Source organism: Paracoccus sediminilitoris (assembly GCF_003259195.1).
GTDB classification, from domain to species: Bacteria; Pseudomonadota; Alphaproteobacteria; order Rhodobacterales; family Rhodobacteraceae; genus Paracoccus; species Paracoccus sediminilitoris.
The window spans coordinates 210,718-226,696 of sequence record NZ_QJPK01000006.1; the positions used below are offsets into that span (position 1 = coordinate 210,718).

15 protein-coding genes are annotated in these 15,979 nt (G+C 66.3%); 5 read left to right on the forward strand and 10 right to left on the reverse strand.

Going from position 1 to position 15,979, the window contains the following annotated elements; genetic code table 11:
• Positions 1-346: 346 nt before the first annotated feature.
• Both DKT70_RS08795 and DKT70_RS08800 read left to right on the forward strand, forming a co-directional pair.
• The gene (locus tag DKT70_RS08795) at positions 347-592 is read left to right on the forward strand and encodes a hypothetical protein (protein WP_146612610.1); all 246 of its coding nucleotides are present in this window, start codon (positions 347-349) and stop codon (positions 590-592) included.
• 17 nt (positions 593-609) lie between these two features.
• Positions 610-1,023: a c-type cytochrome gene (locus DKT70_RS08800; RefSeq protein ID WP_111558773.1), complete on the forward strand. Its 414-nt coding sequence runs from the start codon at positions 610-612 to the stop codon at positions 1,021-1,023.
• Here DKT70_RS08800 and DKT70_RS08805 read toward each other — a convergent pair.
• A complete protein-coding gene (locus DKT70_RS08805) occupies positions 1,017-2,183 on the reverse strand; it encodes an iron-containing alcohol dehydrogenase (RefSeq protein WP_111558827.1) in 1,167 nt (388 codons plus the stop codon). The genes DKT70_RS08800 and DKT70_RS08805 overlap by 7 nt on opposite strands.
• A 259-nt stretch (positions 2,184-2,442) precedes the next feature.
• Here DKT70_RS08805 and DKT70_RS08810 point away from each other — a divergent pair, with 259 nt between their 5' ends.
• Positions 2,443-3,246 carry a DUF4394 domain-containing protein gene (locus DKT70_RS08810; RefSeq protein WP_111558828.1) on the forward strand — a complete coding sequence of 268 codons (804 nt, stop codon included), beginning with the start codon at positions 2,443-2,445 and terminating at the stop codon, positions 3,244-3,246.
• 181 nt (positions 3,247-3,427) lie between these two features.
• On the forward strand, positions 3,428-4,405 hold the full coding sequence (locus DKT70_RS08815; protein WP_111558774.1) for a LysR family transcriptional regulator: 978 nt from the start codon (positions 3,428-3,430) through the stop codon (positions 4,403-4,405).
• Here DKT70_RS08815 and DKT70_RS08820 read toward each other — a convergent pair.
• The 7 genes from DKT70_RS08820 to DKT70_RS08850 form a co-directional block, all read right to left on the reverse strand.
• Positions 4,393-5,775: an FAD-binding oxidoreductase gene (locus DKT70_RS08820; protein WP_111558775.1), complete on the reverse strand. Its 1,383-nt coding sequence runs from the start codon at positions 5,773-5,775 to the stop codon at positions 4,393-4,395. The two genes, DKT70_RS08815 and DKT70_RS08820, sit on opposite strands and share 13 nt — an antisense overlap.
• On the reverse strand, positions 5,768-6,721 hold the full coding sequence (locus DKT70_RS08825; protein ID WP_111558776.1) for an ornithine cyclodeaminase family protein: 954 nt from the start codon (positions 6,719-6,721) through the stop codon (positions 5,768-5,770). Before DKT70_RS08825 ends, DKT70_RS08820 begins: the two co-directional genes overlap by 8 nt.
• 21 nt (positions 6,722-6,742) lie before the next feature.
• Entirely contained in the window at positions 6,743-7,762 is a 1,020-nt protein-coding gene (locus tag DKT70_RS08830; RefSeq protein WP_111558777.1) for a histone deacetylase family protein, read from the reverse strand.
• Positions 7,763-7,771: 9 nt separating this feature from the next.
• Positions 7,772-9,400 carry an ABC transporter ATP-binding protein gene (locus DKT70_RS08835; protein ID WP_111558778.1) on the reverse strand — a complete coding sequence of 543 codons (1,629 nt, stop codon included), beginning with the start codon at positions 9,398-9,400 and terminating at the stop codon, positions 7,772-7,774.
• On the reverse strand, positions 9,397-10,236 hold the full coding sequence (locus DKT70_RS08840) for an ABC transporter permease (protein ID WP_111558779.1): 840 nt from the start codon (positions 10,234-10,236) through the stop codon (positions 9,397-9,399). The genes DKT70_RS08835 and DKT70_RS08840 overlap by 4 nt, the downstream gene beginning before the upstream one ends.
• The gene (locus DKT70_RS08845) at positions 10,233-11,204 is read right to left on the reverse strand and encodes an ABC transporter permease (protein ID WP_111558780.1); all 972 of its coding nucleotides are present in this window, start codon (positions 11,202-11,204) and stop codon (positions 10,233-10,235) included. Before DKT70_RS08845 ends, DKT70_RS08840 begins: the two co-directional genes overlap by 4 nt.
• A 63-nt stretch (positions 11,205-11,267) precedes the next feature.
• Positions 11,268-12,827: an ABC transporter substrate-binding protein gene (locus DKT70_RS08850; protein WP_407672201.1), complete on the reverse strand. Its 1,560-nt coding sequence runs from the start codon at positions 12,825-12,827 to the stop codon at positions 11,268-11,270.
• Between the two features lie 367 nt (positions 12,828-13,194).
• Between DKT70_RS08850 and DKT70_RS08855 the strand changes: the two genes are divergently transcribed.
• Entirely contained in the window at positions 13,195-14,448 is a 1,254-nt protein-coding gene (locus tag DKT70_RS08855) for a cation:proton antiporter (RefSeq protein ID WP_111558781.1), read from the forward strand.
• 19 nt (positions 14,449-14,467) lie between these two features.
• Here DKT70_RS08855 and DKT70_RS08860 read toward each other — a convergent pair whose 3' ends face one another.
• Together DKT70_RS08860 and DKT70_RS08865 are read right to left on the reverse strand one after the other, a co-directional pair.
• Positions 14,468-15,196 carry an SDR family oxidoreductase gene (locus tag DKT70_RS08860; protein WP_111558782.1) on the reverse strand — a complete coding sequence of 243 codons (729 nt, stop codon included), beginning with the start codon at positions 15,194-15,196 and terminating at the stop codon, positions 14,468-14,470.
• A gap of 55 nt (positions 15,197-15,251) precedes the next feature.
• Positions 15,252-15,977 carry an SDR family oxidoreductase gene (locus DKT70_RS08865; protein ID WP_111558783.1) on the reverse strand — a complete coding sequence of 242 codons (726 nt, stop codon included), beginning with the start codon at positions 15,975-15,977 and terminating at the stop codon, positions 15,252-15,254.
• Between the last annotated feature and the right edge of the window lie 2 nt (positions 15,978-15,979).

Sequence of the window (15,979 nt, forward strand, 5' to 3'; positions counted from 1 at the left end):
ATCTGCACTGTCGCAAGGCCCCATGCCGATCGGTCCGCCCTCATGGCTGGCGCTGCCTGGGGGTAGGACCTGATGACATGCTCTACCTTTCGAACTCCTCGCCCTGCAACATCTGCGAACGCGAGGACGACTTCGGAGAGATCCGCTCCAAGGGGCTGGACAGCAGCGATGCTCAGCCCATTCTGGCGGGCATGCGCAACTTCGTCGGCTTCGACTGGAACCCCAAGACCGGAAACCTGTGGTTCACCGACCCGGAATTGGACCGCAGATGCGATGAATTCACCGATCCCAGAGCGCTGCCGGGACCCATACCGCGCCCTTGGAAGTGCAATTCTATCAGGGGGACATGTTCGGCAATGACTACAAGGGACAGATCTTCATCGCCAAACCCGGTCCGTGGAATTGCACCATCAAGGAAGGCACCGAGGTCGCGGTCGCCTATCTGGACGGCGACACCGGAATCGCCCGGACCGAGTTCTTCCTGACAGAGTTCTTCGTGGGCACGAATGTAGGCCGTCCGGTCGATGTGGCGAATACCCGACAACGCCCTCCTGGTGTCGGACGACTGGAACAGTGCGATCTGGCGCGTTGACCAAAGTCCGGCGCATCATGGCAAACTGGGTCATCATCGCCGGATCAGCCTTTCCCGCGCTGGCCCAGGATCAGTTCACTGCCACAAGGGACAGCTGCGCCGCCTGCCACGGTGAAGATGCCGCCGGGGACGTGCCGCATCTGGGCGCGCTGGACACCTATTGTGCGCTTGCTGGTGTCAGCTGCACCGACCTGGCCCAGGATCACCGCTGCGCCTCCTGTCACGGCGCGGAAAACATGGGCGGCCGCCAGATGCTGCCCCTGCGTCACCAACGTGAAGGCTATCTGGCCAAGGCCCTGACCGATTACAGGGCCGAACGCCGTATCGGCGACCGCGCCGCCATGGTCAAGATCGATCCCCTGTCCAATGAGGAGATCGCGATGCTATCCTATTACCCGGCGCACCTGGACCAGGGCGCGACCGGTCAATAGGCCTCGCGGTAAAGACGCAGGGCGGTGGCCTCGTCGACTTCGACCGGGTTGTTGACCAGCAGCCGCGTCTGCAGCATCGCATCGCTCGCCAGCATCGGCAGGCTGTCTTGGGGCACATCCACATCCCGCAGGCGGCGCGGCGCGCCCGACTGGTCCATCAGGTCTTCGATGAAGGCCACGAAGGCGGCGGCACGGTGCCGGATGTCGCCGTTCGACGGTCCAATCACAACATCGGCCAGTTCGGCATAAAGGGGCGCCGCCTTGGCCATATTCAGTCGCAGGACAGGCCCCAGCATCAGGGCGTTCGTCAGCCCGTGCGGCAGATGGAAATGACCGCCAAGCGGATAGGCCAATGCGTGAACCGCGGCCACCGGACTGTTGGCAAAGGCCTGGCCCGCCAGATTGGCACCCAGCAGCATCGCCTCGCGCGCGGGGCGGTTCCCGCCATCCTTGCAGGCCGTGATCAGGTTTCCCGCCAGCAGCCGCAGCGCCTCTCGCGCGAACAGATCCGAAAGCGGGTTCTTGTGGTGACGCCCCGTATAGGCCTCGATCGCGTGAACCATCGCATCGATCCCCGTGGCCGCCGTCTGCGCGGCAGGCAGGCCCACCGTCAACTGGGCGTCCAGCAGCACCAGATCGGCGAAAAGCTGGCGGGCGACGATGCCCATCTTGGTGGTGCTGCCGGTGGTCAGGATGGTGATATGCGTCACCTCGGAACCGGTTCCGGCGGTGGTGGGCACCTGGACCAGCGGCAGGCGGCCACCCCCTACCCTGTCGATCCCGTAAAGATCCCGCAGGGGCTGGTCATTGACCAGCAAGACGGACACCAGCTTGGCGATATCCATGGACGACCCGCCCCCCAGCCCCATCACCATGTCGCAACCCCGGTCGCGCCCCAGCCTGACGCAGCTTTTCACCACCTCCTCGGGCGGATCCGCCACCACGTCGTCAAACACCGTCGCCGCGAAACCCTGTTCGGCCAGCGACCTGATGATCGGGTCCAGCAGGCCGCTTTCATGCAGGAACCGGTCGGTGACGATGAGCAGGCGGCGTGCACCAAAGCGCCGGGCCAGCATGTCGCCCATGCGCGCCGCACCGCCCCATTCGACCGTCACGGCACCGGGGGTCTGGAAGTCGAAGGGCTGGGTGGGGTCTGTCATCTGATGATCCATCTGCTGCGCATGGTCGGGCGTGACCGCATGGTATCTCGCCGGGCCGTGGCTGTCAGGGGGGGCTGGTCATGCAGATGCGCAGGCCACCAAAAGTCCGGATTCGTCTGTCGTGGGGGGGATGAAATGCGCGAGCTGCCGCCCGGATGAAAAATTTCATCCGTTTTGCATCCATGCGGTCATCGGCGGCGTCTTCGGTTCATACAGGCAGCGGAATGGCCGCCGCCCCCGACCAAGGAGCCGACCCATGATGACCAAACTGAGCGCCCTGACCATTGCAGGCCTGATCTGTGGAACCTCCGGCGCAGCCCTGGCCGACAATCACGCGATGACCGCCATCGGCCTGTCGGGTGACAAGATGCTGCACAAGATCGATGCCGGCACGGCGACGGTCACGGAATCGATGGAAGTGACGGGCGTCGACCGCCTGCTGGGCATCGACCTGCGCCCTGCGACCGGCCAGCTGATCGGCGTCAGCGACGCCTTCGAGATCGTCGAGATCGACCCCGCCACCGGGGCCGCCACGGTCATCTCGACCATGGATACCGAACTGACCGTTGCGGATGGCGGATCGGTGATCGTCGACTTCAACCCCATGGCCGACAAGCTGCGCTTCATGTCGGGCACGACCAACCACCGTGTCGACGTCGAAACCGGCGCGGTGACGGTTGACGGCTCGCTGGCCTTCGAAGAGGCCGACATGCATGCGGGCGAGGAACCGGCCATCGTCGCCGCCGCCTATATCAATTCCTTCGGCAAACCCGAAGCGACCGCCATGTATGATATCGACAGCACCATCGTGGCGCTGATCCAGCAGACCTCGCCCAATGACGGGACGCTGGCGGCCATCGGCAAGCTGGGGATCGACGGCGCCGACAGCTATGCCTTTGACATCGCAACCGACGCCGAGGGCACGAACACCGCCTGGCTGGCCGCCGGCGGCCAGCTGCACAGCGTGTCGCTGGAAGACGGCTCGGTCCAGGAAAGCTGGGACATCAAGGATGCGGGCGACGCGGTGCTGCGCGACATCACCTTCATGACCGCCAAGATGTGATCACCGCCACGCGCGGACAGGATGGGGCCGGGGCGTGTCAGCGCCCCGGCCCTTTCGCATGGCCGTGGCCTGCGAATTCGCGCGGTGGCGTCTGGATGTTTCCCGCCCTGCGGCGCTAGCATGCGGCAGCGCGCTGCCAAGAGGGCGGCGGCGGCACCCCGGCATCAGGACGGCGCGACACATGACACGGCACCCTCACCCCCGCAGCCTGGATCCGCAGCGGCTGGTCAACGATCTGGACTGGAACCTGCTGCGCAGTTTCGTGGTGATCGTGCAGGCCGGCGGCATCTCGAAGGCGGCCGAGGTGATGAACCTGACGCAGCCCACCGTCAGCGCTGCGCTGAAGCGGCTGGAGGATCGCCTGGGGCGGCGGCTGATCGAACGCGGCCCGACCGTCTTTGCCCTGACCGAGGCCGGCGAACGGCTTTACGCCGAAGCCGTCGAGATCCGTGGATCGGTCCTGCGGCTGGCGACGATTTTGCGCGACGTGACCGATGCCATCAAGGGCCATGTGAGGCTGGCCATCGCCAGTCACGTCATCTCGCCCCTGCTGGATGATTGCGTGCGCGATTTTCACAAGGCCTGCCCCCTTGCCACGCTGGAGATCGAGGTGATGGCCAGCCGCCAGGTCCAGGCACGGCTGGCCGACAGTGCGGTGTCGGTGGGGATCTGCCTGGCCCTGAACCGCCAGGAACGGCTGGAATACCGGCGGCTGTTCAGCGAATATTTCGGCATCTTCTGCGGCCGCAGCCATCACCTTTACGGCCAGCAGGATATCGGTCCCGAGGCGCTGCGCGGCGAAAGCTCGGTCAGTTTCGTCACCGACCAGATGAGCGATGCGCTGCGCCCCGTCACCGTCATGCGGGCCAGGCTGGGCCTGTCGGACCGGCTTGTCGGATCGTCCCCGAACCTCGAGGAGGTGCGGCGCATGATCTCGGCGGGGCTGGGCGTCGGGCCCCTGCCCGTCCATGTCGCACGCCCCGATGTCGAGGCGGGCGTGCTGTGGCGCCTGCCCCCCTATGACCAGTTGCCGCGCATCGACGTCAACGTCGCCTGGAACCCCAAGGCGCGGATGAACCGTGCCGAACAGGCCTTTCTGGACCTGCTGCTGAAAAAGATCGCCGACACCCCCGACGCCCTGCGCGATTACCGGGCCTGATCCAGCACCTTGCCGGGATTCATGATGCCCTTCGGGTCCAGCATCCGCTTCAGCTGCCGCATCAGCGACAGCGTGTCGGGCGATTTCGATGCCGCCAGCCTTGCGCGTTTCTGCAACCCGATGCCGTGTTCGGCCGAAAAGGACGCCCCCGGCGTCGCGGCCAGCGTGGCATAGAACAGATCGTCGATGCGCCCGCGGTCCTGCTTGGCCTGGGGCGTCAGCGCCACGCAGACATGCAGGTTGCAATCGCCCAGGTGTCCGAAGACATGGGACTGGATATCGGGCATATCACGCTCCCGGGCGTCGTCCCACCGGCGCAGGAAATCGTCGATCCGATCGGCCTCGATGCTGACGTCAAAGGACAGCATCGCGCCCAAGGGGCGGGCGATCAGGTCGGTATCCTCGCGGATGGCCCAGATGGCGGCGCGTTCGCTGTCGGATTTGGCGATGACGCCGTCCTGCACCAAGTCCCTCTCGGCGGCGGCCTCGAAGATCGACAGCAGCAGTGCTTGCGCCGCGTCCTGCGTGGCGCCCGTCACCTCGACGATCAGGTGCAGCGCGGGACCGGGGGCCAAGGGTTCGCGGCCCGGGCACAGAAGGCTGGTCGTCAGGCGATAGAAATCGGGCCACATCGCCTCGAAGGACAGCAGGCTGCCCGGTGCGATGACCTGCGCCATGGCCAGAACCGCCTGCGCCGCACCCAGGTCCCGACAGGCCAGCAGCGCCGAGGCACTGGCGCCGGGCCGCGGATAAAGCCTCAGCACCGCCGCGGTGACGATCCCCAGCGTGCCCTCGGCCCCGATGAACATCTGCTTGAGGTCATAGCCCGTGTTGTCCTTGGGCAGGGTGTTCATCTCCTCGATGATCCGCCCGTCGGCCAGCACCGCCGTCAGCCCCAGCACGTTGTCGCGCGTCATGCCGTACCTGATCACCCGCACCCCGCCCGCATTGGTGGCGATGGCGCCGCCAAGCGTGGCGCTGTCGCGCGACGGGATGTCGATGCCGGTCGTCAGCCCGTGTTCCGCGGCGGCGCGGTCCAGATCGGCGATGGTCGCACCGGCCTCGGCGATGATGATGCGCTGCAGGGGATCGACCCGCAGGATGCGGGTCATGCGATCCAGCGACAGGGCCACCTGGTCGTCCGTCGTGGCGGTGGCATCGGTCAGTCCCGTCAGCCCGCCCTGCGCCACGATGGGCGTGCCGGTGTCATTGGCACGGCGGCAGATGGCCGCAACCATGGCGGTGCTGTCCGGCCGCAGCAGCAGCCCTGCGGCGCGGCTGGCATCGCAATAGCCGGGGTCCATGCCGCGCAGCCGGTCGGGGCCGACCATCGCCCCCGCCGGGCAGATGTCGGCGAACCGATCACGCATCCGCGTCGGCCTTCCACGCGCCCATGATGGCCTGGGCGATCATCAGGTCCAGATGCGCGCCGCCGCCATTCTTGAACAGCGTGATGTCCTGCCGGGTCATGCGCCCTGCGCGACCGGCCTCCAGATCATGGAAATCGCCCAGGACGCTGTCGCGTGAGATGACGCCCGCAGCCAGCGGGATCCTCAATTCGCCGATATGGTCCAGCGTGGTCTGGCGGCTGTCGACGAAGATGCGCGCGCGGCGCAGCAGGGCGTCGTCGGCCTCGCGCATGTCGGCGCGGAAGGCACCCACCAGGTCCACATGCGTGCCGGGGCGCACCCATTCCCCCCGCAGGACCGGGTCGCGGGCCATGGTGGCACTGGCCACGATATCGGCCTGCCCCACGGCCTGCGCCAGATCGGTCGCGGCGGTTGCAGGAATGCCATCGGCCGCCAGCCTCTCGGCCAGGTCGCGGGCCGTCGCGGCGGTGCGGTTCCAGATCTGGATGCGCTTCAGGTCCGGGAAGGTCGCATGATAGACCCGCGCCAGCGACCCCGCCACCTGCCCCGCGCCGATGATGACCATCTGCCGGCTGTCGGGCCGCGCCAGATAGCGCGCGCCCAGCCCCGAATCCGCCGCCGTCTTCCAATAGGTGACCAGCGCGCTGTCGATCAGCGCCACGGGCGTGCCCGTCTGGTCGTCAAACAGCACCATCACCCCCTGGACCGAAGGCAGGCCCCGCGCGCCGTTGCCCTGCATCACCGTGACCGTCTTCAGGCCCATGCCGATCCCGTCCACCCAGGCGGCGCGGTTCAGCAGGGTGTCCCCGTCGCGCGTCAGGAACAGGTCCCCGATCCGGGCCGGGGGCAGCCGATGCCCATCCGCGATGGCCTGGACCATCATCGGCCAGTTCAGATGCGCATCGACGTCTTCGGCACGCAGATAGGGCAGGTTCGCGGCAGGCATGGCGGGTCCTTTCGAAATGGCTCAGGCGGTGAAGGCGCCCAGATAGCTGGCAAGATTGTCCCCAAGCGCGGGCTGCATGTAGCCGCCTTCCTGCACGTTCAGGACAGGCAGGTCCACGGCCCGGATCGCCGCACCGATCGTGGCGAAATCGCTGGTGGTCAGCGTCATGCCGCGAAACGGATCACCCTCATGCGCGTCCAGCCCCAGGGCCACGACGATCACCGTCGCGCCGTAACCGGATACCCGGGCCAGTGCCGTATCCAGCGCGGGCAGATAGGCGGCGATGCCCGAACCGCGCGGCAGGGGCAGGTTCAGGTTGTACCCCTCGCCGCGCCCGTCGCCGCTTTCCCCCGCAGCCCCCGCATAGAACGGATAGAATTGCATCGGATCAACATGCAGCGATATCGTCAGCACGTCGGCGCGGTCGTAAAAGATCGCCTGCGTGCCATTGCCGTGATGCACGTCGATATCCAGCACCACGGGCCGGTGCCCCTGCGCGCGCAGATGTTCCGCCGCGATGGCCGAATTGTTCAGAAAGCAGAAGCCGCCCGCGATCTCGGAATAGGCGTGATGCCCCGAGGGACGCGACAGGGCGTAGCAGGCCCGCGCGCCGCCAAGGATATCATCCGCGCCCGACAGCGCGGTTTGCGCCGACCAATAGATCGCGTCCCAGCTGTACGGGCCGATGGGACAGGATGTGTCGGCGTTGTGGAAACCGATCTGCGCCTCGGGTTCGGGGCTGTAATGGCGCATCGGGTCGAGGCAGAAGCGGCTGGGGACGACCTCGGACAGGTCTGGATATTCCGCGCGCCGCCTGTCGTGGATCGATGCCAGATAATCCAGATAGCGCGGCGTATGCAGTGCCGCCAAGGGCGCCATGCCGTGATCGGTGGGGGCATGGCGCGTCAGACCCGCCCGCGTCGCGCCATCCAGCAACAGGTCCACGCGCTCGGGGCGGTCGGGGTTCTGGGTGACGCGGCCGTTCAGCAGGCGGAACTGCGGATCATGGGCGCGCTGGTGGTCGTCGTGAAAGAGATTCATCATATGTCCTCATACCCGCGCGGCGGCGCGGGCCGTTTCGAAGTCCCGCCCCGGAAGCGCCGCCAGCAGGCCACGCGCATAATCCGAAGACGGCATGTTCAGGATGCGGGCGGCGTCGCCCGTCTCGACGATGCGGCCCTTCTGCATGACGATCAGCCAGTCGCAGATCTGTCCGGCGACCCGCAGGTCGTGGGTGATGAACAGCATCGACAGGTTCAGGTCGCGCTTCAGCCCCGCCAGCAGGTCCAAGACCTGCGCCTGCACCGACACGTCCAGCGCCGAGACCGCCTCGTCGGCGACGATCAGTTCGGGGTCCAGCACCAGCGCGCGGGCGATGCCGATGCGCTGGCGCTGCCCGCCCGAAAATTCATGCGGAAAGCGCGACATCGACCCGGCATCCAGCCCGACACGGTCCAGGATGGCCGCGGCACGGTCGCGGGCCTGCGCGATGGGCGTGCCATGGGCCACCTGCCCTTCCGTCAGGGTCTTGCCGATGCTCTGGCGCGGCGGCAGGCTGGAATAGGGGTCCTGAAAGATCATCTGGACGCGCTTGCGGTCATGGCGCAATGCCTCGCCGCGCAGGGCCGCCATGTCGCGGCCGTTCAGCAGCACCTGGCCCCGGTCAACATCCTGCAGCCGCACGATGGCGCGGCCCAGGGTGGATTTGCCGGACCCGCTTTCGCCCACGATGCCGATGGTCTCGCCGGCCTGCAGATCAAAGCTGATGTCGTCCAGCGCGGTCACCACGCGGGGCTTGCCGCCCAGCCAGCCGCCGCCGCTGCGGAACTGCTTGTGCAGCCCCTTGACCTGCAGCAGGGGCGCGGCGGTCGGGACCGGCGCATCGTCGGTCATGCCCTTCAGCTGCGGGATCGCATCCAGCAGGGCCTGGGTATAGGGATGCTGCGGGCGCAACAGCACGTCGGATGCCGCGCCCTGTTCCACGATGACGCCGCTTTGCATCACCAACACGCGGTCGGCGATGTCGGCCACGACGCCCAGGTCGTGGGTGATGAACACCACGCCCATGTCGTGCCGGCGCCGCAGATCGTCCAGCAGCCGCAGGATCTGCGCCTGCGTGGTGACGTCAAGCGCAGTGGTCGGTTCATCGGCGATCAGGATCGCGGGCTCCAGCGCCAGCGCCATGGCGATCACCACCCGCTGGCGCTGCCCCCCCGACATCTGGAAAGGATAGGCGCGCGCACTGGCGGAAGGGTCCGGCAGGCCCACCTCGGTCAGCAGGTCGATGACGCGGTCTCGGCGGGCGGCGGGTGTCAGCATGCCGTGGGCCTCGAAGACCTCCTCGATCTGGCGACCGACGGGCATCAGGGGGTTCAGCGCGGTCAGGGGTTCCTGAAAGATCATCCCGATCCGACGGCCGCGGAGGGTGCGCATCTGCGCCTCGGACAGCCGGACAAGGTCCTGGCCGTCGAAGGTGATCGAACCACGGGCCACGGACAGCCCCTCGGCCAGCAGCCCCATGACGGCATTGGCGGACATGGATTTGCCCGACCCGCTTTCGCCCACGATGCACAGCATTTCGCCGTGGTTCAGATCAAAGCTGATATCCTTGACCGCATGGGGGCGGTCAGCCCCCTTGGGCAGGGCGATGGTCAGGTTGGTGACGGAAAGCAGGCTCATGCGTCGCCCCTGTTCAGTTTGGGGTTCAGGGCGTCGTTCAACCCTTCGCCCACCAGGTTCAGCGCCAGGACGGTGAAGACGATGGCGATGCCCGGAATGAAGGACAGCCACCATGCCGTGCGCAGCGCCGTCCGCGCCGCCCCGATCATATAGCCCCAGGACATCACGTTCGGATCCGACAGCCCCAGGAAGGACAGTGAACTTTCCAGCAGGATCGCCGTCGCCACCATCAGCGACGCCAGGATGATGATTGGCGCCAGCACGTTCGGCATCACGTGATGGATCAGGATATGGCGGTGGCGCAGGCCCTGGACGATGCCCGCTTCGACGAATTCGCGTCGGCGCAGGGACAGCACCTCGCCGCGCACCAGGCGGGCGACGGGGGGCCAGCTGACCAGCGCGATGGACAGGACCACGAAATGCAGCTGCGGCTGAAAGATCATCAGCAGCACGATGGCCAGCGCAAAGCTGGGGATGGTCTGGAAGAACTCGGTAAAGCGCATCAGCAGGTCGTTTGGCCAGCCGGGAAAATATCCGGCAACGGCCCCCACCGGCACGCCGATCGCCAGGGCCGCCAGCGTCGAGACCAGGCCGATCAGCAGCGACACCCGCGCCCCGTGGATCAGCTGGCTGAGGACATCGCGGCCAAGCGCATCGGTGCCAAGCGGCAGCGCGCTGTCCTGGAAGGGCGGCAGGAAGGGGCGCTGCACCATGCGCCACGGGTCCTGCGCCGTCAGGAAGGGACCCAGAACGGCCATAACGACGACGACGCCCAGCAGCACTAGGCCGATCACGGCGCCCCTGTTGCGGGCATAGCGGGACCAGAACTTGTTCATGATTGCAGCCTGATGCGGGGATCGACGACCATATAGAGCAGGTCGGTGATCAGGTTGAAAAGAAGGACCAGTGCGGCCGACACGAAGAAGACGCCCAGGATGATATTGTAATCGCGTTGGGCGATCGCCTCGAACATCAGGCGGCCGATGCCGGGCCAGGCAAAGACGGTTTCGGTCAGGACGGCGCCGCCGACCAGCTGTCCGGCCTGAAGACCGGCCAGCGTGATGATGGGCAGCAGCGCGTTGCGCAGCACGTGGCGGCGGGTGATGACGGATGGGCGCAGCCCCTTGGCGCGGGCGGTCTTGACGAAGTCCAGCCGGTTCACCTCCAGCATCGAGGCGCGGGTCATGCGGGCATAGACGGCGGTGAAGAACAGCCCCAGGGTCGTGGCGGGCAGGATCAGGTGCAGCGCGATGTCGCCCATCCGCGCAAGCCCGGTATAATTCGCCCCCACGGTTTCATAGCCAAAGCCCGGCAGCCACCCCAGCCCCACCGAAAACAAAAGCGACGCCATCAGCGCCATCCAGAAGAGCGGCGTCGCGTAAAACAGCAGCGCCACCGTCGAGATGATCGTGTCGCCCCAGCCCCCCTGCCGCCGCGCCGCCAAGGCCCCCGCCAGCACCCCCAGCCCAAGCGAGATCGCAAAGGCCGTCATGGTCAGCAGCAGCGTCGCGGGCAGGCGATCGGCGATCAGGTCGAAGACCGGGACGTCGCGGCGGAACGACCAGCCCATGTCCAGCGTCAGATAGCCCTTGATGTAAAGCGCCAGTTGCATCGGCAGTGACTGGTCCAACCCGAACCGCGCGCGCATGTCGGCCAGCACCTGCGGGTCCGACGACCCGGTTTCGGCCATCATGATCATCGCCGGATCGCCGGGGGCCGCGTGGATCAGGAAGAAGTTCAGGACCAGGATGGCCAGCAGCGTCAGCGCCGCCTTGACCAACCGGCCCAGGATGAAACGTGCCATCGCTCAGGTCCTTTCAACGGGTCCGTCCGCAGGGCGCAGTGCCCTGCGGACGAAACGCCGGGTTCAGCGGTCGATCCAGGTGTCGCGCATGCTGTCGTTCATCCCGATGGCCGAGGTGACGATGTCCTTGACCTCGCAGCGATAGACGGTGGGCTGCTGCATTTCGGTCAACCAAGCGACGGGGGCCTCCTCGACCAGCAGGGATTGCGCCTCGGCATAGATGGCGCCGCGTTCCTCGTCGGTGAGGGCGGTGGCGCCTTCGGCGAACAGGCGGTCGACCTCGGGGTTCTCATAGCCCTCGACGTTGTTCCACTGCGATCCCTTGGCGATGTTGGTCGAGACATAGTTGCGCGCCACACCCAGGGCCGGATCGCCGTATTGATAGACGAAGGTGAAGGCCATGTCGTAATCCCAATCCGCCAGCCGCTGGTTCCAGCCCGCGACATCGCTGGCGACCAGTTCGGCATTGACGCCGATATCGGACAGGTTCTGTCGCACGGCCTCGGCCCAACGCTGCCAGACCTCGCCGTAAGGCAGGGGCAGCAGGCGCAGGGTCTGGCCGTCATAGGACGACGCCTCGACCAGCTCGCGCGCGGCATCGGCGTCGAACTGGATCGAGGGCGTGTCGCCGGAATAGAAGCGGGTCGAAGAATTGACCGGCCCCGTCGCAGGACGCCCAAAGCCTGCAAAGATCGCGTTCACCGCGAAATCGCGGTCGATGGCCATGTTGATGGCGCGGCGCAGCTTGGCATCGTCCAGCGGCGCATTGCGGTTGTTCAGCCAGATCAGAGACAGCGGGCCGAAGAATTCCCACCCCTTGTCGGTGACGCAGACATTGTCCATCGCCTGGATGCGCGGCAGGTCGAACATCTCGACGCTGCCGGCGGGCAGGACGTCGACCTCGCCGGTCTCGAAGGCGATGGTGCGCGATGCGGCATCTGGGATCACGCGGTAATAGATCTCGTCCAGCCGGGGCAGCCCGTCGCGGTAATAGTCGGGGTTCTTGACCAGATGGATATAGCTGCCCTGTTCCCAGGCTTCGAACTTGAACGGCCCGGTGCCGACGGGCGTCGCATTGGCGGGATTGCCCGCGAAATCCGTGCCCTCATAGATGTGGCGCGGCAGGATCGGGCTGGACCCGGATTCAAACGACCGAAGGAAGGGACCGAAGGGCGTCTTCAGCTGATAAACGACGGTCCGGTCGTCGGGGGCGGTGATGCTGTCGACATGCTCCAGCACCGTGCGCCAGCGCGAGCTGGTTTCGCGCAGGAAGACGTCATGGGAAAAGACCACGTCGGCGGCGCTGAAGGCCTCGCCGTCATGCCAGGTCACGCCGTCCTGCAGGGTGAAGGTATAGGTCAGCCCGTCATCCGAGACCGTCCATTCGCGGGCCAGGCCGGGCATCGGGTCAAGGTTTTCATCATAGCGCAGCAGGCTTTCATAGATCTGCCCCGCCACCATCTGGGTCGGTGCATTCTGCAGCAGGCCCAGGTTCAGACCGGTGGGTTCCGGCTGGACGATGGTGTTCAGCGTGCCGCCCATCTTGGCGTCCTGGGCGGCGGCGGCACATGCGATTGCGGATACGCCTGCGGCAAGCGCCAGCGTCCTGAGCGATGTCATCATGTCATTCCCTGTCGTTTTTGTGCCGGTGGGTTCAACGCCCACGACCTTGGTGGCCTGCCCGACCCGGCTGTTGACTGGGGCAACCCTAGCAAGATCAGCTTCATCGACGGCATCATGAATCTGAATGATCAATATAGACGGGGTCTATGATGCCCCAAGGTCCAGCCCCTGCTGGCGGATCGCGCCGAAACAGCCCTGCCCAATGGACAGGCAGCGGCATTTACGCGGCCGGACCGGACCCCGCACCGCCCCGAATGGATGAATATCCGCCCCGCGACTGAACCCTTGCCATCCCGGTCGGCTTATCCTTGGACCGTTCCTGACACCGGGACGATGCCCCTGCCCGCCATTGCAAAAGGACCAGCCCATGAGCCCACTTCAGATCGCTGCGGTCATCCTGGCGCTTGCGGCCGCCTCTGGCAGCTTCAACTATTTCGTCTTCCGGCTGCCGCCCTCGATCGGGATCCTGGTCACGGCACTGCTGGGGTCCATCGCGATCCTGGGGGTCGATCTTTACCTGCCCGACCTGCAGCTGGTGGGGCAGATGCGCGACCTGGTCGCGTCGATGCAATTCTCGGGGTCGCTGCTGGACGGGATGCTGGGGCTCTTGCTGTTCGCCGGGGCGCTGCACGTGTCCATCGCCGATCTGCGCAAAGAGGCCCTGCCCGTCCTGCTGATGGCCACCTTGGGCATCGCCATTTCCACCGCCATCGTGGGCTTCGGCTTTTCCTGGATCACGGGCATGCCGATCCTGATCGCGCTGGTCTTCGGCGCGCTGATTTCCCCCACCGATCCGGTGGCGGTGCTGGGTATCCTGCAGGACGCCAAGATCCGCAAAAGTCTGGAAACCAAGATCGCGGGGGAATCGCTGTTCAACGACGGCGTCGGCTATGTCGTCTTCCTGTTGCTGGTCGGGCTGGCCTTTCCATCGGGCGACAGCCACGGCCCTGCGGGTTTCGACCTTGGCAGCGCCGTCGCGTTGTTCCTGCAAGAGGCGTTAGGCGGCGCGGTTCTGGGTGCCGTGCTGGGCTGGTCGGTCTTCCAGCTGATGCGCCGCATCGACGATTACCCGTTGGAGGTGATGCTGACGCTGGCGCTGGCGCTTGGCGGATATGAACTGGCGCTTGGGCTGCATGTCTCGGCCCCGATCATGGCGGTCGTCGCCGGCCTGATGATCGGCAATGTTGGTCGCCGCGATGCCATGTCCGAAGAAACGCGCACCTATGTCGACGGCTTCTGGCGCCTGATCGACGAAATCCTGAACGCCGCCCTGTTCCTCATGATCGGGATGGAAATTTTCCAGCTGACCGTCAGCCGCGACATGGCCGTCACCCTGCCCGCCGCCATCGCGCTGGCGCTGGTGGCGCGGCTGATGTCGGTCGCCCTGCCGGTGCTGATCCTGCGTCCCATCCGCCACGAGGCCCGCGACGTGATCCCGTTGATGACCTGGGGCGGACTGAAGGGCGGCATTTCAGTGGCACTGGCGCTGTCGCTGCCCGACAGCGACTGGAAGGCGCCGATCCTGGCGGCGACTTACGCGGTCGTGGTCTTCTCGATCCTGGTGCAGGGGCTGACACTGGGTCGCCTTGCCCGCTGGCTGGGCCGTCGCCTGAAACACTGAGGCGACGACCCATGCGCGATCAGATGTCGAACGCGCTTGGCAGGATGATGATGTCGCGGATGGTCACGTTGCGGGGCCGCGACATCATGAAAATCAACGCATCGGCCACCTCGGCGGGTTCGATCAGCCCGCCCGCATCCTTGGCGCGCTGCAGGCGGTCAGGTTCCCAATCCGACAGCAGCGCCGAGATCACCGGCCCGGGCGACACCTGCCCCACGCGGATGCCATGCGGCAGCAACTGGCGGCGCATCGTCTGGACAAAGCAGGTGATCGCCCATTTCGACGCCGCATAGACCGGCTCGACCTCGACCGCCGTGTGACCCGCGACCGAACAGGTGACGAAGATGTCGCCCGTGCCGCGCTTGATCATGTGCGGGGCCACGGCCTGCACGTTCTTCATCACCGCGTTGACGTTCAGCGTCATCATCCGGTCGATGGCCTCGGGGGTGGTCGCGCCCAGATCGCCACCGATATAGGTGCCAGCGTTGCAAAGCAGGATGTCCAGATGCCCAACCTTGTCCAGGATCTGCGGCACCATGGCGTTGCAGCTGTCGTCATCCAGCAGGTCGGTCACCTGGGGGATGGCCTTGGGACCCAGTTCGGCCACCAGGTCGTTCAGCGCCTGTTCGTTGCGGTCCACCATCACGACGCTGGCCCCTTCGTTCAACAACGCACGGGTCGCCGCAAGGCCGATCCCCGAGGCTGCGCCCGTAATCGCCGCGATCTTGCCGTTCAGTGTTTCGGACATGTCAGTCTCCTTCTTTTTGCGGATCAGGTGCCGCAGGTCTTGGGTCACAGGGGTTTTAGACGGCCAGAAAGCCGCCATCCAGCGGCAGCACCGCGCCGGTGATCATCGCGGCATCGTCCGACAGCAGCAGGGCGATGGCGCGGGCGACATCATCGGCCTGCGCGAAACGTCCGGCGGGGTGGCGATCCAGCATGGGGCCGCTTTTGGCAGGATCGCTCCAGGCGGCGGCGGCCAGTTCGGTCATGGTGACGGTGGGCGCGATGGCCGCGACCCGGATGCCATGGGGGCCCAGTTCGCGCGCCATGACGCGGGTCGCCCCCTCCAGCCCCGCCTTCGAGGCGGAATAGCACAGGTGATCGGCGAAACCGCGATGGCCCGCGATGCTGGTGACGTTGACGATGGCCCCGCCCAGACCGTCCGCGATGCGGCGGCGGGCAAATTCCTGCGCGCAGATCAGCGCGCTGCGCAGGTTGATGTCCATGACCGTGTCATAGCCCGCGTCGGTCATCTGCAGCAGGCTCTCCAGCACATTAGTGCCCGCGCAATTGACCAGGAAATCGCAGGACCCCGCCTGTGCCATCGCATCGCGCGCCGCCGCGGGGTCAGACAGGTCGGCCGCGATGCCCCGCCCGCCCGTTTTGGCGCAGAGGCTCTCCAGGTCGGATTGCGTCCGGCTGATGGCCACGACATGGGCGCCGCGTTCGGCCATGGTCAGGGCGGTGGCGCGACCGATGCCCTTGCCGGCGCCGGTGATGATGACGGATCTGCCGTCGAATTGCATGG

What these genes read in the sequence shown, in the direction of transcription:
- DKT70_RS08865 (WP_111558783.1), bottom strand. Translation starts at nt 15,977, where the DNA reads ATGCAATTCGACGGCAGATCCGTCATCATCACCGGCGCCGGCAAGGGC.
- DKT70_RS08805 (WP_111558827.1), bottom strand. Translation starts at nt 2,183, where the DNA reads ATGACAGACCCCACCCAGCCCTTCGACTTCCAGACCCCCGGTGCCGTG.
- DKT70_RS08815 (WP_111558774.1), top strand. Translation starts at nt 3,428, where the DNA reads ATGACACGGCACCCTCACCCCCGCAGCCTGGATCCGCAGCGGCTGGTC.
- DKT70_RS08845 (WP_111558780.1), bottom strand. Translation starts at nt 11,204, where the DNA reads ATGGCACGTTTCATCCTGGGCCGGTTGGTCAAGGCGGCGCTGACGCTG.
- DKT70_RS08835 (WP_111558778.1), bottom strand. Translation starts at nt 9,400, where the DNA reads ATGAGCCTGCTTTCCGTCACCAACCTGACCATCGCCCTGCCCAAGGGG.
- DKT70_RS08840 (WP_111558779.1), bottom strand. Translation starts at nt 10,236, where the DNA reads ATGAACAAGTTCTGGTCCCGCTATGCCCGCAACAGGGGCGCCGTGATC.
- DKT70_RS08860 (WP_111558782.1), bottom strand. Translation starts at nt 15,196, where the DNA reads ATGTCCGAAACACTGAACGGCAAGATCGCGGCGATTACGGGCGCAGCC.
- DKT70_RS08855 (WP_111558781.1), top strand. Translation starts at nt 13,195, where the DNA reads ATGAGCCCACTTCAGATCGCTGCGGTCATCCTGGCGCTTGCGGCCGCC.
- DKT70_RS08850 (WP_407672201.1), bottom strand. Translation starts at nt 12,827, where the DNA reads ATGATGACATCGCTCAGGACGCTGGCGCTTGCCGCAGGCGTATCCGCA.
- DKT70_RS08810 (WP_111558828.1), top strand. Translation starts at nt 2,443, where the DNA reads ATGACCAAACTGAGCGCCCTGACCATTGCAGGCCTGATCTGTGGAACC.
- DKT70_RS08830 (WP_111558777.1), bottom strand. Translation starts at nt 7,762, where the DNA reads ATGAATCTCTTTCACGACGACCACCAGCGCGCCCATGATCCGCAGTTC.
- DKT70_RS08820 (WP_111558775.1), bottom strand. Translation starts at nt 5,775, where the DNA reads ATGCGTGATCGGTTCGCCGACATCTGCCCGGCGGGGGCGATGGTCGGC.
- DKT70_RS08825 (WP_111558776.1), bottom strand. Translation starts at nt 6,721, where the DNA reads ATGCCTGCCGCGAACCTGCCCTATCTGCGTGCCGAAGACGTCGATGCG.
- DKT70_RS08800 (WP_111558773.1), top strand. Translation starts at nt 610, where the DNA reads ATGGCAAACTGGGTCATCATCGCCGGATCAGCCTTTCCCGCGCTGGCC.
- DKT70_RS08795 (WP_146612610.1), top strand. Translation starts at nt 347, where the DNA reads ATGTTCGGCAATGACTACAAGGGACAGATCTTCATCGCCAAACCCGGT.